Below are 16,380 nucleotides of genomic sequence, written 5' to 3' on the forward strand. Positions count from 1 at the left end.
CCCCAATAGTTTAAACTGTCTGATAAGAAAAGTCTAGGAGTGAATAAGTTTGAAAGCAATTGATCAACAACAATTACAGCAATTTCGTGCTGATTTAAAACGGCAACCAGCTGCTGCAATTAAAGCATCATTGGTGCAGAATAATGGCTTTAATAAAGCTACGCAAGACCCGAATAAAACGCGTTTGTTAAATCCTGAATTTAATGTTGAAGTAGCAACCGGAAAAGTTTCTAATCAAAAAAAATCCGGTCGTTGCTGGCTGTTCTCAACGTTAACAACTTTACGAACTAAATTTGCAACCCAGTATCAAATTAAGGATTTTGAATTATCACAGAATTATTTGTCGTTTTATGATCGGCTAGAAAAAGCGAACGTTTTTTATCAACAGATCATTAAGACAGCCACAAAACCTTTGACTGACCGGTTGGTAGCTCAATTACTAGCTGGCCCTGATGAAGATGGTGGCCGCTGGAATTATGGTTATAATTTGGTACATAAGTATGGGGTAGTGCCTAAGTATGTGATGCCCGAGACTTATAATTCAGAACACACGCAAGAATTTTCCCAAGTTTTAAATACTAAATTACGCAAAGATGCAATTTTGTTGCGGTCATTAGTTCAAGAGCAAGTCAAAGAAGAAAGATTAACGCAAATGGTTCAACAAAAGTTAAGTGAAGTTTATCGGATTTGTGTCCTTTGTTTTGGGCAACCACCGGTAAAATTTGATTTAGAGTTAAAGACGGATAGCGGTGAATTAATTCAAGCAACTAATCTAACACCGCAACAATTTGCTAGTCAATATTGTGCGTATCCTTTTGAAAATTATGTTTCGTTATTGAATGCACCACAAAACGAGAAGCCTTACGGGCGTACGTATCATTTGAAAGATGATACTAATATGATTGGTGCACCCCAACAAAAAGATCTTAATCTACCAATTGAGCGGTTAAAACAATTGACTATTCAACAATTGCAGGCAGGCGATACTGTGTGGTTTGGTAATGATGTTGGTGCCCAATCTAATCGGCAACAAGGTTTATTAGCAGGTAATTTGTATCAATATCAAGCTTTGTTAGATCTTAATTTGCAGATGACTAAAGAGCAACGTTTAGATACACGGCAGGCACAAATGTCACATGCCATGGTTTTCACAGGTGTTGACTTAGATGAAAACAATCAGCCATTAAAATGGAAAGTTGAAAATTCTTGGGGTGAACAGGTAGGAACCAAAGGTTATTTTGTGATGGATGATCAATGGTTCAGTGACTATGTTTATGAAGTGATTATTCAAAAAGAATTTTTAACGCCAGTTGAACAACAGCAATGGCAACAAGATCCAATTTTAGTGCCAGCTTGGGATCCATTAGCTTAAAAAATAATAAAAGACACAGCATAATGGCTGATTGAGAAACGGTAAACAAGGATTTGTTAATGTTCGTTTGATTTTAGTATAGAAGACGGGCGTTAACTAATTGCTTTAGCCGCAGCAACAGCCTTTGAACTGTGTCTTTTTGATTTAATTGGAATTGAGAAGGGGTATTTGATTATGAAAATCGGAATGTTTTCCGCTTCAACGCCGATTAGTGCCTTATCACCTAAACGCTATCAACGGGCAATTAAATATTTAAGGCAACAAAAAGTCGAAGTTGTTCCAGGCAAGTTAACCGGTCAAAGTGATTACTATCGTTCGGGATCTATTCAAGAACGAGCCCAAGAACTAAACGAACTCATTCATCAAGCGGATTTGTCGGTGTTAATGGCGGCCATTGGGGGCAATAATACTAATTCAATTTTACCTTATGTTGATTTTTCTTATTTAAATCAACATCCGAAAACGATTATTGGTTATTCTGATACTACGGCTTTATTGTTAGCTATCCAAAAAAAGGCTCCCAATTGTCGAGTGATTTATGGACCGGCGGTAGTAGCTTCTTTTGGTGAGTGGCCCCCATACATCGATTATATGTGGCATGATTTATTACAGGTTTTGACAGAAACAAAAACAGTAACTCTACAAAAACATCCATTTTGGAGTGATGAGGCTTTGAATTGGGAAGAGTTTCAGCGTCCCAAAAAACGGCAGAATAATCAGTGGCATTATACCGTTCAACCCAAGTTAACCGGGCGGCTGATGGGTGGTAATTTAAATACAATGGCGGGAATTTTTGGTACGGAGTATTTTCCGCAAATTAAAGCCGGCGATTTGTTATTCATTGAAGATGCGGAAAAAGATGCGACAACCATTGAACGGAGTTTTGCTCACCTGAAAGCAGCTGGAATTTTTGAAATAGTTAATGGCATCATTTTGGGCAAGCATGCCTTGTTTGATGATCAGCAAACTAATCGGCTGCCAATTGAGATTTTGCAAGAAGTTATAAATAATCCGCAATTACCGATTATTTACGATTATGATAGCTGTCATACAGTTCCAATGTTGCCAACGGTCTTAGGAACTATGGCTACAATTGATGCGCAAAAAGGTCAAGTTACTTTCAATCTTGAAGCTTAAATTTTACAAATTTAGCTCATAGACAAATCGTTTGGCATGATCACCGGTCAATAGCTCAATACTGCCGCGCTTTTGAAAACCAGTTTGCGTAATTAAATGTTGCATGCGCAAATTCTGGGGGTGCGTATCAATTCTTAAATTGCGGAAGCCTTGTTGGACTGCCTGTGTGATTAAATTAGACATTAGATAGCGACCTAGATGTTGACCACTGAGCTTAGCATTGACACTAAAACGGTGGATTACTGCATACGGTGCATGACTTTGATAATGTTTGGCAGACAATGTTTGATAACTAATTTCTGGCCCTAAAATTAAAGCAGCAGTGGCGACGATTTCTTGTTGGCGACATAAGACAAAACTTTGTTTGTGTAAAATATCATTGGTAATTTGTGTAATATTGGGATGACCATCTTGCCATTGGTCAATCTGTTCGTGTTTTAGTAAGGCTTGGGCGATATGAATAATGTTTAATATTTGTGGTAAATCGGATTTTTGTGCTAAACGTAAGTAAGGTAACATGATGATTTCCTCATTCATTTTTATGAATTGCTCTGATATTTAAATTTTAACTGTTTCTGAAAGTTTTACCTTAGATTTTACTATAATGCCTCGGAAAAAAACATGTATAATAGTAGTCAGTTATTGCGTTTATTAAGTAATTAAGATAGGATTAATTGTGAAACATAATTTTTTGTTTCACGTAAGGAGTTTACATGAATCCCCAAGAATTTCAACAGGCTGTTAAAGAACAAGGCGTACAACTGTCCGAGCACCAGATGGAACAATTTAATTTATACCTCGAGTTACTAATTCAAACTAATCGAGTTATGAATTTAACTAGTATTACAGAACCAGCAGAAATCTATGTGAAGCACTTTTACGATTCACTGATTCCCTTATTTGTTCAGCCCCAATTACAAACGGCTGTCAGTTTGGCGGACATTGGATCCGGAGCAGGCTTTCCGGGCATTGTATTGAAAATCGCTAATCCAAAATTGCAGTTAACAATTGTGGATTCTTTACAAAAGCGAATTAATTTTTTAGAACAGGTTGTGCATCAATTAAATTTATCGCAGGTGCAATTAATTCATGCGCGGGCTGAAGAATTTGGACAACAAAAAATTTATCGTGAACAATTTGATTTTGTAACTGCTCGTGCGGTAGCTAAATTACCGACACTCTTAGAACTTTGCTTACCGGTTGTTAAATTGCAGGGGACTTTTATTGCTTTAAAATCACAACAAGCTCAAAATGAACTGGAACAAGCACAAACCGCGCTGGCAATCTTAGGCGGTCAAGTGCAAAGTCAACAACAATGGCAGTTGCCAGAACAAGCTGGAGAACGGGAAATTTTATTGATTACTAAAAATAAAGTTACACCAAAAAAATATCCTCGTAAGCCCGGAACTCCAGCCAAGAAGCCGTTATAGCGTAGTGTTTGAATTAGGAGGAGTATGGAGTGTCATTTTGGGAACACTTTAAAGATAAAAATAGCCCTGCCAAAACGGACCAGATCCAAGAAATTTCATTGAAGCAAATTACCGTTAATCAGTTTCAACCGCGGCAGGAATTTGATGCTGATCAAATTTTGGAATTAGCACAGTCCATTCAAGCTAATGGTTTGTTACAACCGATTGTGGTACGACCGTTGGCTGACCAAAAATACGAACTGATTGCTGGTGAACGGCGTTTGCGTGCTATGAATAGTTTGCAGTGGGATAAAGCTCCTGCTATTATTCGTAATTACGATGACAATCAGGCCGCTTCTTTAGCGGTGATTGAAAATTTGCAACGCCAAGATCTCAATCCGTTAGAGGAAGCGCAAGCCTACCGTAATTTGATGGCAATGAATGATTTAACCCAACAAGAATTAGCTAAAAAATTGGGCAAGAGTCAATCATACATTGCTAATAAAATTCGGTTATTGAATTTGACGGCAGTAGTTAGAACCGCTATTGCGCAAAAACAAATTTCGCAACGTCATGGTCGGGCTTTGTTAAAATTGACCGACCAGCAACAAGAACAAATTTTAGCCAAAATAAAAAAACAAAATTTAACTGTTCAACAAACCGAGAAATTAGTTCAAGGGCTGCTAAATCCGCAAGAAAAAACCAAGAAGCCTCAGCGTCATATTCGCGCTTTGCCTTCTAAAAACACTAAATTATCAATTAATACAGTCCGTGATTCAGTTAAATTAGCGCAAAAAAATGGGGCACAGTTTAAGTTTCAAGAAGTTGATAATGAACAAGAATACCAAATGATTATTACAATTAAAAAGGAGAACAAGCATGGTTAAAGTAATTTCACTCGCCAATCAAAAAGGTGGTGTTGGCAAGACAACGACGACCATTAACCTAGGTGCTTGTTTATCTGAATTAGCTCAAAGAGTTTTAGTAATTGATATTGACCCTCAAGGTAATGCAACTAGTGGTTTGGGTATCAAAAAAGTTGATGTCACACAAGATATTTATGATGTTATTATTAATGAAATGCCTTTGAAAGATACAATTATGCATACACAAAGAAAGTATTTGGACATAGTTCCAGCCACCATTCAATTAGCGGGAGCAGAGATGGAATTGACGTCGATGATGGCGCGTGAAACCCGACTCAAAGAAGCAATTGGTTCAGTGGCTAATGATTATGATTATATTTTAATTGATTGTCCGCCGTCTTTGGGACAATTATCAATTAATGCTTTTACTGCCAGTAATTCAATTATTATTCCAGTGCAAAGTGAATACTACGCTTTGGAAGGGTTGAGTCAATTATTAAATACCATTCGCTTAGTACAAAAGCACTTTAATCCTGATCTAGCGATTGAAGGTGTGCTATTAACGATGTTTGATGCGCGTACCAATTTGGGTACGCAAGTAGTTACTGAAGTGCAAAGTTATTTCGGTGACCATGTTTATCAAACGATTATTCCGCGCAATACACGTTTAGCCGAGGCTCCTAGTTATGGTTTACCGATTATTGATTTTGATCGCAAATCGCGTGGAGCAGAAATGTACTTACAGTTAGCTAAGGAGGTTATGAACGCCGATGCCTGATAAAAAAAGAAGTGGGTTAGGTCGGGGAATTGATGCTATTTTTTCGGACTTTGAAAAAGATGAAATTAGTTCGGAAAATGTTGTGGAGATCCCGTTAGATGAAATTCGACCTAATCCTTACCAACCTCGAAAAAGTTTTGATCAAGATGCCTTAGAAGATTTGGCGCAATCCATTAAAGAGAATGGCGTCTTTCAACCAATCGTTGTTCGTAAAAGTGTCAATGGCTACCAAATTGTGGTTGGTGAGCGTCGTTTTCGGGCTAGTAAAATTGCGAAAAAGCAAACTATTCCAGCAATTATTCGGCAATTAGACGAGAGTCAAATGATGGAAATTGGGGTTTTAGAAAACTTGCAGCGTGAAGATTTAAACCCCATTGAAGAAGCCCAAGCTTATCAAACACTAATTGAAAAGTTACATTTGACGCAAGAGCAAGTTTCAGAGCGCTTAGGTAAAAGTCGTCCGTACATTGCTAATTATTTACGTTTATTAAGTTTGCCCCAGCAGACTAAACAATACTTAATTGCAGGATGTTTAACGATGGCACAGGCGCGAACGTTGTTGACTTTTAAAGATCCTCAAAAAATTGATCAAATTGCTAAAATGGCGGTGCAACAAGGCTTAACTGTCCGTCAATTGGAAGCAATGGCTAATCAACCAGTTAAGACTAAAAAGAAAGTCACTAAATCACCGTTTATTCGAGCAACAGAAGAACAATTGGTGGATAAATTTGGTACCAGTGTGAAAGTGACTGATGGTAAAAATGGTAAGGGGAAAATCCAAATTGATTTTTCTTCAACTAAAGATTTAAACCGCATTTTAGATTTGTTACACATTTCGATTGATTAATGGAGGTTTGACATGTATCAAATTGGTGATATTGTCATGATGAAAAAGCCACATGCCTGCGGCCATAATCGTTGGGAAGTAGTGCGTTTGGGGGCTGATATTAAAATTCATTGTTTAGGTTGTGGTCATCAGGTAATGATGTCCCGTGCCGAATTTAATAAAAAAATGAAAAAAGTTAGTACTCAACGTCATGAGGTTAAACCGGAACAAGAAACGTTTTATTTACTACCAGATAAACTGAAATTACCTAATCAATTAAACTAACAAGGAGTTAAAAATATGGCTTTAACAGCAGGAATTGTCGGTTTGCCCAATGTTGGTAAATCGACTTTGTTTAACGCAATTACTAAAGCAGGAGCAGAAATGGCTAATTATCCATTTGCAACAATCGATCCAAACGTTGGCATGGTTGAAGTTCCTGATTCACGATTGAAACGAATTGACGAATTGATTCCCGCTAAAAAGATCGTACACACGACGTTTGAATTTACCGACATTGCAGGGATTGTCAAGGGTGCCAGTCAAGGTGAAGGTCTGGGAAATAAGTTCTTGGAAAACATTCGCCAAGTGGATGCGATTGTTCATGTGGTCAGAGCTTTTGCTGACGATAATATTACACACGTTAATGGTAAGATTGACCCACTAGATGATATTGAAACCATTAATTTGGAATTGAGTATTGCGGATTTAGATAGTGTCAATAAACGTTTTTCTAAAGTGGAAAAAGTAGCTCGAACCAAGGATAAAGAAGCTGTCGCTGAATTAGCTGTTTTACAAAAAATCAAACCAGTGCTCGAAGCTGGCGGGGCTGTGCGTAGCATTGATTTCAATGATGAAGAACAACTTATTGTTAAAGGACTATTTTTATTAACAGCTAAACCAGTTTTATATGTTGCTAATATTGCCGAAGATGATATGGCTGATCCGACGCAGTCCCAGTATTATCAACAAGTTGCTGATTATGCTGCTAAGGAAAACGCGGAAGTTATTGGCATTTCGGCGAAAACAGAAGAAGAAATTGCTGAATTAGCTGATGATGAACGGCAAGTATTTTTGGAAGCTGAAGGTGTTAAAGAATCTGGCTTGGATCGTTTGATTAGAGCTAGCTATCATTTATTAGGCTTAGCAACCTTCTTTACAGCTGGTGGTCCAGAAACACGAGCTTGGACCTTTAAGCAAGGAATGAAAGCTCCACAAGTTGCTGGTGTTATTCATTCAGACTTTGAACGGGGCTTCATCAAAGCAGAAACTGTTTCTTTTTCTGATTTAGATCAATATGGCAGTATGCATGCAGTTAAAGAAGCCGGCAAGTTACGTTTAGAAGGCAAAGATTACGTTGTTCAAGATGGCGATATTATTGAATTTCGATTTAATGTTTAGGAGTAAATATGGATCCCAGAGATAAAAATGCTCAAGCACAACAACAGCAACAAACCAAACAGCGAGCGCAAAAACGAGAGCACCAAATGGAAGTCGCAGAACAAATAAAAACAGCTACGCCACAACAATTGCGGCAAAAGTTAAGTAATAAAAATGAAGATTACTTATTTAGATTGCAAAAAGGCTTGGTCGAGCAGCAAAAAACACCACAACAAGCACAAACAATGGTTGATGATTTGTTACAGGAAGTTTTAGATAATCAGGTTAAGGGTATTCCGGCACGTCAATTATATGGTCCCGTAACGGCTAAAATTGATTCCTTAGTTAATAAAAAAGCACCAGTTGCAACAGCATCTAATACGCCTACTTGGCAAATGGCGATTGATAATTCCCTTTTGTTTATTGCTATTTTTGCTATTATGTACGGGGTGATGAGTTTATTTATTAAACATCCGAGTCGGGATAATCAAAGTGGAATTTTTTCAATTTTATTGATTGCTATTGTGTGGGGAATTTTATTTGGTTGGTTAAACAAACGAATGTTGGTCGATAAAAAGCAACGAGAACCATTTTGGAAAACGATGTTGATTGTCATTGTTGGTTTGTTACTAATGTTTATCGTTTGGATGTTTACGGTTATGTTGCCACCATTCCTCAATCCGATTTTACCAGCTTGGGCAGAGATTCTCATTGCAGTTGTGGCCTTTGGTGGCCGTTGGGCTTTTCGAAAGTATTATCACATTACCTTTAGTTCTTTTACAGGTAAATAAATTATTGACGAGGTTGTTGCCACCTCGTTTTTTTATATTTTAAATTAAATTTAATGTTATACTAATTTTAAGAAATCTTGGTAATTGCAGGCGAAACCAATCAAAAATTGCCGTAGGCTTTAAAAATAAGGTATAAAAGGAAGTAGCAGTAGTGAAGAAGCGAGCTAATATTCTGCAACATACACCGAATGAAGGACCGGGAATGATTTTAGATTGGTTATCAGAAAATGATTATGAGAGTTATATTTATCATCCCTATCAATTTGGTCAGTTACCAAAAGCTGAAACTACAGATTTGTTGGTCATTTTAGGTGGTCCGATGAGTCCTAATGATAATGAAGCGTGGATTTTACAAGAGCGAGCATTGATTAAACAATTACTCAACTACAAAGTTCCGCTGTTTGGAGTTTGTTTTGGCGCTCAACAAATTGCTAAAGTTTTGGGTGGAGTTGTCAAAAAAGCGTCCGTTAAAGAAGTTGGTTGGGCACCCGTTCAAGCTCAGAGTTCAGTGATCACTAATTTGCCCAAACAGTTGACTGTCTTACATTGGCACGAAGAAATGTTTACTTTGCCTCCAGATGCCCAATTATTATTTTCCAACGCTAATTTAAATAATCAAGGCTTTATTTGGCACGATCAAGCGGCAGGTTTACAATTTCATTTAGAACCCAAGGCCAATAATGTTCGCGAAATTGTGGTTAATGATTATTCATATTTGCAAGGATCAGTTTTAAATCAATCAGCTCAAGAGATTATTAATCATAAAATCTCGACTATTAATCGGCAAGCTCTATATCAAATTTTGCATTATTTAACCAAAAAATAATTACAATTAAAAAGTCCCACTTAATACTAAGAGGTGTTCCCCCAGTTTGAGCTCTTTTGGGAGATCGTCTGATCATTAAGTGGGCCTTTTTTTATTTATCTAAGTCTTTGGCAATTTGTTGCATCCCGACTTCAATATCATTGATGCGCTGTGAATAATCACTTAACTTATCAAGATAGGTATCGGCTTTTTGGTGACTAGTTAAATTTTTATAATGTAATTTATGTTCCAAACTAGACCACATATTCATACCACTGGTTCGCAATTGAACTTCAACGGGAATGTCTTTATGAGTTTGATTAGCTAAAAAGACAGGCACGCTAATCACAATGTGAAAACCACGATAGCCATTAGGTTTGGGATGATTCAGATAATCTTTACTTTTTAGAAGTCGGATATCGTCTTGATTAACTAGAACCTCTTTCACACGTAAAATATCATCTAAATAGTTAGTGATGACGCGGATACCAGCAATATCTAAAATGTTTTTATTAATGCTTTCAATAGAATAGGGCAAATTTTTTCGATCTAATTTATCAAATAAACTGGTCGGGCTTTTTATTCGTTCTTCGATTAAACTGATGGGATTATGGTGATGAACTAGTGAGTACTCGTCGTCTAAATTTTCTAGTTTAGTGCCAATTTCTTTAATGGCTGAGCGCCTTAACATATATAAGTTAACTAGTTGAGATAAATCAATGGCTTGATCCTTAATTAAAACTGAACTAATCTGGTTTTCAATTTGATCAATACTTAAAAAATTATTACGTTCTAAAATCATGAGAGCCTCCAATAGCTGATATTATAAAACTTTTTATTTTGAATAACTAATTCTGGAATTTTGCTCTTGAAAGAACTAATATTTTATATTAAAATTACAACTTGTAAAATTGCTTTTACAACTATAAGGAGATGGAGAATGGTCAATCGACGTATTACGAGAGATCAAATTATTCAAAGTGCGCAACAAATCATTTTTGAGCAAGGGGTTAACGCCCTTTCTTTTCCTGTAATAGCCAAACAGCTGGATATTCGTTCACAAACAATTTATAACTATTTTAAGAATTTGAACGATTTAATTAATCAAGTTGGTGCCGAATTTATGTTAGGTTTATACCAAGTGTTTATTGAAAATTTAATTGGACTATCAGGTAAAGCCGCTTTTCAAAAATATGCAGAGGTAGCGCATAATTATTTTGAAAGCCATGGCAAATTGGTAGAATTAGTTTATGAAGTTCATAAATTTAATCATAGCAGTTTGTTTTATCAAAATACTGCTCTTAATTGGCAAATTTTGGATAAATTGGTTGCGGGAGTAAAACTAAAAAATATGCATGCACATAGCTATGTACAAGCCTTTATTAGTTCCGTTTTAGGATTTACTGCCATTGAAATGATGGGTTTTTTACCCAAACAAAAGCAACAGCGGCAGGAGTCATTTCAAGAACTTTTAGCATTACAATTAGATGAAATTGTGGAATAAAATTATTAAGGAGCAGTTCGTTATTTATGATTAAAAAAGAGTGGCAGTTTATTAGGAGTCATCGGATGGTTTGGATTTCTTTAATTGCGATTTCGTTGATTCCTTTTTTATATTCTATTTTCTTTTTACGTTCCGTTTGGGACCCTTATGGTGATACTAAAAATTTACCAGTGGCTGTAGTCAATGAGGACCAGCCAGTTCATTACGAAGGTAAAAAGTTAGCAGTCGGAGCGCAAACTGTTAAAAAATTAAAAAAGAATCATCAATTAGGTTGGCGTTTTGTCTCTGCTAAGCAAGCAGCAAAGGGATTAAAAGATCAGCGGTATTATACAGTAGTGACAATTCCCAAAGATTTTTCTAAGCATGCAGCCACGGCTTTGGACAAAAAACCTAAGAAAATGCAATTGCGGTATCAAACAAATGACTCATTAAATTATATCGGTAGTGTAATTAGTAAGATGGGCGTGACCCAATTGAATGCGCAGGTTCGTGAAGCAGTTACGCAAGCTTATGCTCAAGCGATGTTTGCAGGATTACACGTGATTAATCACGGCATGCAACAAGCAGCTAGTGGAGCCAGTCAATTAAATACAGGAACTGTTACTTTAAATGATGGTTTAAATCAATATACAGCTGCCGTTTCACAAGTAAATGATGGCGTTCAGACATTAAGTCTTAATGTATCACCGTTAACTAACGGTTTAGTTCAACTGGAACAACAAGTTCAGCCGTTATCAGGCAGTGTTGGTCAATTAACTAATGGAGCCAATCAGCTTAGTTCTGGGTTAGCTCAGCTGCAAAATGCTGTTAGTGCTAGTGCTTCTGGTAATCAACAAATTCAATTGCAACAAGTAGTAGCAGCGTTACCCCAAATTAATTCAGGCCTACAACAGTTGAACCAGAGTTTGCAGGCTAACTCTAATGGGCTAGGGGTTTTAAATAGTTTACAAAACAATCTGACGGGTATTGGTAGTCAAGCGCAGACGATTGGTAGCAATATTCAACAAGCTAGTCAAACTTTGGCAGGTTTAAATGTTGGTGGGACTGCTACGAATTTAGATCCGAATACTAGCGCTCAAAATATTGTTGCCCAAACCAATCAAGCTTTAGTTGATCAAGGTTTACCGGCATTAACTGCTGAGCAGCAAGGAACATTAAGCCAAGTTGTCCAGCAAAGTTTAGCGCAATTAACGACAGGTAGTGCTGATAATGTGCAATCTTCGTTACAAAGTGTTGCGCAAAACTTGCAAGTAGCAGGTGTCGCTACTCAAGGAATTAGTACTAATCTGCGTGCGGTTCAACAAGCACAACCACAATTGCAACAAATGCAAGGCCAAATTGGTCAATTACAAGCTAGTGTTCACCAATTAGCCCAAGCATCTAATTTAGTTTTACCCGGTGCTAGTCAAGCTATTAATCAATTAAATTCAGGTGTTCAAGGAATTAAGGGTGCTTTAAACGGTACAGGAACGCAAACTGGTTTAACTGGCGGCGCCAATCAATTAGCTAGTGGTTTATCACAATTAAATCAAGCCGTACCAGCTCTCACAACCGGAATTAATCAATTAAGTTCCGGTGGTCAACAGTTAGGCTCAGGCATTACACAATTAGCAAATGCTACTGAGCAATTAGATGCCAATGGTCCCACTTTAACTATTGGTTCACAACAATTACTAGAAGGTAGTGGTCAACTAGGACAAGCTTTAAATGAAGGCGCGCAAACCTTGAATAAGGTTAAGCCGACTAATAAGACAGCCAAAATGATTGCTGCACCTTCAACCACCAAACATCAATCTTATAGCTACGTACCTAATTATGGTCATGCCTTAGCACCATATGTTTTATCGTTAGCTTTATATGTTGGAGCTTTAGTTTTTAACTTTATCTATCCAATTCGTCGAATTTCCCAAACGGGTCAAGCAGCTTGGAAGTGGTTCTTAAGTAAGGTTACTGTTGGTACAGTAATTGCCGTGGCCATGGGTGTTTTAAATGCTGGTTTAATGTTAATTGGTGGTTTAAAACCTGATCATTTAGGTGAATACTTTACAGTAGCGATTCTGTTTTCATTAACATCAATGTTTTTAATTATGTTTTTAGCAATGCTATTTGATAATCCAGGCCGCTTTTTAGCGATGGTTTTATTAATGCTACAATTAGGTGGTTCCGGTGGTACGTTCCCAATGCCAATTACCAATCATTTTTATAACGTAATCCATCCATTCTTGCCCATGACTTATTCTATTAATGCTTTCCGCGAAGCACTGACTTCAGGTTTAGGATATAATACCTTTGTTCAAACAGTGATTGTATTGTTAGCAATTATTATCATTAGTTTGGCATTATTGTATATTAGTATGGATTTCTTACAAAAAAAGCATTTGGCTGGTAAGTCACAACTTGATAATAACCAAGATCTACAAGCGGTTGAAAACTAATTTTTTCTTTACTAATGGAATCATTAAAAATGTTTATCGTTTAAAAAAACAACATATTAATGATAAATGTAGTAGTATGTAAATGTTTTCTTGAAATATTTTTAGGTGACGACTATTATGAAACTAAGGGGAAGATATGGGTTTGATTAATTATTTGCTGTTTATTTAATTAGGAGGCTAATTGATGAAGGCAAATCAAATCAAAAAATGTTGTGTAGCTGGTGTTGGCGAATTGGGCCGGTCATTAGCTATTCAGTTAGCTTGGTTTGGCTATCAAGTTAATGTAGTTGCACCAAAAGTTGCTTTAACTTCTAGTATGCGATTAATATCAGCTGAATTACAGAAGTTGGTTGATCAAAAAGTATTAGATACAAATACCAAAGATGTCCTTGGTCGAATTCATTTGTTAGAATTATCTGCTGATGCGTTTGCAGAAGCAGATGTTGTTTTAGCAACGGATGTTCAAACTCTGATTTCAGAGCGTCGTTTTTGGAATCAGGTAGAACCAAATGTTAGTGCTTCGGCTATTTTGGCTGATTGTAACACTTATTTATGTCCGACTGATATTCAAAAACAACTTAAGCATCCTGAACGTTTTATCGGTTTACGTTTTGGCAGTCCGGTTTATTTAATTCCGTTAGTGGAATTAATGTCGGGACAATTGACTTTAAATGTTGTCATTCAAACAGTAATGGATTGGCTGACGTTAATGAAAAAAAAGCCAGTACATTTGTCAGCGGAAGATGCCGGATTCATTAGTGAACGTTTGGAAATGGCACTTTTACGTGAGGCAACATCATTAATTGATCACGGTATTGTAGATGCGGAAACAATAGATAAGATTGTTCAATACGGTTTAGCCCGTTATTGGCAAACCGCTGGTCCATTGGCACAAGCAGATGTTGTTGGCTTGGATGTTTTGGAACGTTTGAGTAGTTATTTATATTCTAATTTGTCTGATGCCAAACAAACAGACTGGGTTCTCCAAAATAAAGTCATGACCGATCAACTAGGAATTAAATCCAATCAAGGCTTTTATTCTTGGGATCAACAGGCGATTGATGAAATGCAACAACGTTCATATCAAACTTTATTACATCAATGTAAGTTTGATCAAAATCAAATTTAAAAAAGTCGAGTGAATGGAATTATTCCAAACACACGGCTTTTTTAGATAGGGCGCTAGTTAAGTAAGTTGGAAAATTTATTCTGAGGATAACTGAAATTTTTAGACGTCTATTCTTAGATTTTTGAAATATTACGTAGAAAACGTTTCACGTGAAACGTCGTTCGATTTTTACCTATAACAGGCGGTTTTAGCTGGCTTTACTTCACGAACATTCTAGCTAGTACGAGTTGTTTTCAATTGTCTATACTAATGGCCGTTGAAAAGATTAACAAGGACGATTCCTAATAAAATAAGCGCTAAACCCAAGATGGTCAGCACATTTAAGCTCTCATGCCAAATGAAATAACTAATTAGCGTGGTAGCAACGATCCCAATACCGGACCATAAAGCATACGCAATGCTTAAATTCATCGTTTTGAGACAAAGAGATAGACAATAAAAACAAATTCCGTAGGAGATCATGGCGCCAATAGTGGCAGTTATTTGCGTAAAGCCATTGGATGCTTTGAGCAGAGAAGTTCCGATAATTTCACCGATAACCGCAATAAATAAATAAAGATAACTCATAAGATTTTCCTCAACTAGTTTGTTTAATAATACAGTAAAGATTTTGCACGGAGAAAGCAAACTAAAATCATAATTAATAAAAATGCTTGCTTTTTAATTAATTATTAAGTAATATTTAATGTAACTTAAATGAAAGGTGTTAAAGATGATGATAACTAGCACAAACCCGACATTTAATAGTAACGCATATTATTACTTTTACTTTAGATCATTGATCTGAGTACCGGTAATTTTTTGAGTTGCGGGCTACACAGGTTAAGAAATTTTTTGATAACTGTGTAGCGTTCTAACATCTAATGAAATGAACCTGCATAGTTGTCTATGTAGGTTTTTTATTTTATTCGAGGTGAAGGAAAATGCAAACATTCAAAAAAATTGGTTGGAATACCTTAAATGGTTTAGCAACAGGGATTGTTTTAGCTTTAGTACCTGGAGTTTTAGTCAGTTTAGTAGTGAAAGTAATACCACAACTCTCAGTGCTAGGTTTTTTGACAGGGATAGCGACAATACTTTTACCGGTGATTAGTGGAATTTGTGTGGGAATGGAAGCCAAATTAACACCTATTCAGATTGGAGCGTTAGCTATTGCTGCCATGTGTGGTGCAGGAAATATTCATCTGAAAAATCAACAATTGATAGTTCAGGGAAGTGGTGACGTGATTAATATTGCACTTACTATTGTGATTGGTTATGCCGTCATCTTGGTATTAGGTCAAAAATTAAAGGCTTATACGATTTTATTAATGCCCTTAATCGTGATTACAATTGCGGGCGGAATTGGTTTATTAACATTACCAATAATTAGTCAAATTACGACAGTAATTGGTTTGGGGATTGAGCATTTAATGAATTTGCAGCCGATTATGATGGGGATTTTGATGGGGATCATTTTTGCCTTACTGATTGTTTCACCGATATCTTCAGTTGGCATTGCCACCGCGATTGGTTTGAACGGTATTGCGTCAGGTTCTGCAAATTTAGGGATTACAGCAGCTAGTTTTGCTTTAGCAATTTATGGCTGGAAAGTCAATACGATAGGAACTTCATTAGCCCACTTTTTGGGTTCACCTAAAATGCAAATGCCTAATATAGTAGCTAAACCACAACTGTTGCTGCCATTAATTGTTAATTCCGGGATTATGGGTGGCCTTGGTGCAATGTTTAACATTTCAGGAACGCCTAAAAGTGCTGGATTTGGTTTTTCAGGATTAATCGGTCCGGTAACGGCGCTAGATCAAGGTGGTTGGAATACGGAGAATATTATTCTGATTGTTGTTTTGTTCTTGGTTTTACCAGTGATTCTGGGCTTTTTAAGTAATCGAATTTGTCAACATCATCTCTTTGAAAGTACGGACTTTCATTTGAATTATTAAATTCAAAA

Annotated in this window: 17 protein-coding genes; 14 read left to right on the forward strand and 3 right to left on the reverse strand. The window is 36.6% G+C overall.

Going from position 1 to position 16,380, the window contains the following annotated elements:
- The first annotated feature begins 49 nt into the window (after positions 1-49).
- Together AC3B7A_RS04975 and AC3B7A_RS04980 are read left to right on the forward strand one after the other, a co-directional pair.
- Complete coding sequence (locus AC3B7A_RS04975) at positions 50-1,372, forward strand: C1 family peptidase (protein WP_489755035.1); 1,323 nt, start codon at positions 50-52, stop codon at positions 1,370-1,372.
- A gap of 174 nt (positions 1,373-1,546) precedes the next feature.
- A complete protein-coding gene (locus AC3B7A_RS04980) occupies positions 1,547-2,509 on the forward strand; it encodes a S66 family peptidase (protein WP_489755036.1) in 963 nt (320 codons plus the stop codon).
- Positions 2,510-2,512: 3 nt separating this feature from the next.
- On the opposite strand, the gene AC3B7A_RS04985 is transcribed toward AC3B7A_RS04980, so the two are convergent.
- The gene (locus tag AC3B7A_RS04985) at positions 2,513-3,046 is read right to left on the reverse strand and encodes a GNAT family N-acetyltransferase (RefSeq protein ID WP_489755037.1); all 534 of its coding nucleotides are present in this window, start codon (positions 3,044-3,046) and stop codon (positions 2,513-2,515) included.
- Between the two features lie 176 nt (positions 3,047-3,222).
- Here AC3B7A_RS04985 and rsmG point away from each other — a divergent pair, with 176 nt between their 5' ends.
- The 8 genes from rsmG (at position 3,223) to AC3B7A_RS05025 (ending at position 9,385) form a co-directional block, all read left to right on the forward strand.
- Complete coding sequence (rsmG, locus tag AC3B7A_RS04990; RefSeq protein ID WP_489755038.1) at positions 3,223-3,939, forward strand: 16S rRNA (guanine(527)-N(7))-methyltransferase RsmG; 717 nt, start codon at positions 3,223-3,225, stop codon at positions 3,937-3,939.
- Between the two features lie 29 nt (positions 3,940-3,968).
- Positions 3,969-4,805, forward strand: coding sequence for a nucleoid occlusion protein (noc, locus tag AC3B7A_RS04995; RefSeq protein ID WP_489755039.1), 837 nt, complete (start codon positions 3,969-3,971; stop codon positions 4,803-4,805).
- Positions 4,798-5,562 carry a ParA family protein gene (locus tag AC3B7A_RS05000; protein ID WP_489755040.1) on the forward strand — a complete coding sequence of 255 codons (765 nt, stop codon included), beginning with the start codon at positions 4,798-4,800 and terminating at the stop codon, positions 5,560-5,562. The genes noc and AC3B7A_RS05000 overlap by 8 nt, the downstream gene beginning before the upstream one ends.
- Positions 5,555-6,409, forward strand: a complete 855-nt coding sequence (locus tag AC3B7A_RS05005; protein ID WP_489755041.1) for a ParB/RepB/Spo0J family partition protein — start codon at positions 5,555-5,557, stop codon at positions 6,407-6,409. The genes AC3B7A_RS05000 and AC3B7A_RS05005 overlap by 8 nt, the downstream gene beginning before the upstream one ends.
- Before the next feature lie 12 nt (positions 6,410-6,421).
- Positions 6,422-6,673 (forward strand): DUF951 domain-containing protein, encoded by a 252-nt coding sequence (locus tag AC3B7A_RS05010; RefSeq protein WP_489755042.1) that lies wholly within the window; start codon positions 6,422-6,424, stop codon positions 6,671-6,673.
- A 15-nt stretch (positions 6,674-6,688) separates the two neighbouring features.
- On the forward strand, positions 6,689-7,789 hold the full coding sequence (gene ychF / locus AC3B7A_RS05015; RefSeq protein WP_489755043.1) for a redox-regulated ATPase YchF: 1,101 nt from the start codon (positions 6,689-6,691) through the stop codon (positions 7,787-7,789).
- Positions 7,790-7,797: 8 nt separating this feature from the next.
- Positions 7,798-8,559 (forward strand): DUF1129 domain-containing protein, encoded by a 762-nt coding sequence (locus AC3B7A_RS05020; protein ID WP_489755044.1) that lies wholly within the window; start codon positions 7,798-7,800, stop codon positions 8,557-8,559.
- 202 nt (positions 8,560-8,761) lie between these two features.
- Positions 8,762-9,385, forward strand: coding sequence for a type 1 glutamine amidotransferase (locus AC3B7A_RS05025; RefSeq protein ID WP_489756549.1), 624 nt, complete (start codon positions 8,762-8,764; stop codon positions 9,383-9,385).
- Between the two features lie 91 nt (positions 9,386-9,476).
- Here AC3B7A_RS05025 and AC3B7A_RS05030 read toward each other — a convergent pair whose 3' ends face one another.
- On the reverse strand, positions 9,477-10,166 hold the full coding sequence (locus AC3B7A_RS05030; protein ID WP_489755045.1) for a GTP pyrophosphokinase: 690 nt from the start codon (positions 10,164-10,166) through the stop codon (positions 9,477-9,479).
- Between the two features lie 138 nt (positions 10,167-10,304).
- Between AC3B7A_RS05030 and AC3B7A_RS05035 the strand changes: the two genes are divergently transcribed.
- From AC3B7A_RS05035 to AC3B7A_RS05045, 3 genes are all read left to right on the forward strand, one after another.
- Complete coding sequence (locus AC3B7A_RS05035) at positions 10,305-10,868, forward strand: TetR/AcrR family transcriptional regulator (protein WP_489755046.1); 564 nt, start codon at positions 10,305-10,307, stop codon at positions 10,866-10,868.
- A 26-nt stretch (positions 10,869-10,894) separates the two neighbouring features.
- Positions 10,895-13,303, forward strand: coding sequence for a YhgE/Pip family protein (locus tag AC3B7A_RS05040; protein WP_489755047.1), 2,409 nt, complete (start codon positions 10,895-10,897; stop codon positions 13,301-13,303).
- Between the two features lie 184 nt (positions 13,304-13,487).
- On the forward strand, positions 13,488-14,432 hold the full coding sequence (locus AC3B7A_RS05045; RefSeq protein ID WP_489755048.1) for a 3-hydroxyacyl-CoA dehydrogenase family protein: 945 nt from the start codon (positions 13,488-13,490) through the stop codon (positions 14,430-14,432).
- A 246-nt stretch (positions 14,433-14,678) separates the two neighbouring features.
- On the opposite strand, the gene AC3B7A_RS05050 is transcribed toward AC3B7A_RS05045, so the two are convergent.
- A complete protein-coding gene (locus AC3B7A_RS05050; protein ID WP_489755049.1) occupies positions 14,679-14,999 on the reverse strand; it encodes a DMT family transporter in 321 nt (106 codons plus the stop codon).
- 356 nt (positions 15,000-15,355) lie between these two features.
- On the opposite strand from AC3B7A_RS05050, the gene AC3B7A_RS05055 reads away from it, so the two are divergent.
- Positions 15,356-16,372: a PTS sugar transporter subunit IIC gene (locus tag AC3B7A_RS05055; RefSeq protein WP_489755050.1), complete on the forward strand. Its 1,017-nt coding sequence runs from the start codon at positions 15,356-15,358 to the stop codon at positions 16,370-16,372.
- Positions 16,373-16,380 lie beyond the last annotated feature (8 nt).

The sequence above is a fragment of the Bombilactobacillus sp. ESL1202 genome (genome assembly GCF_058107125.1).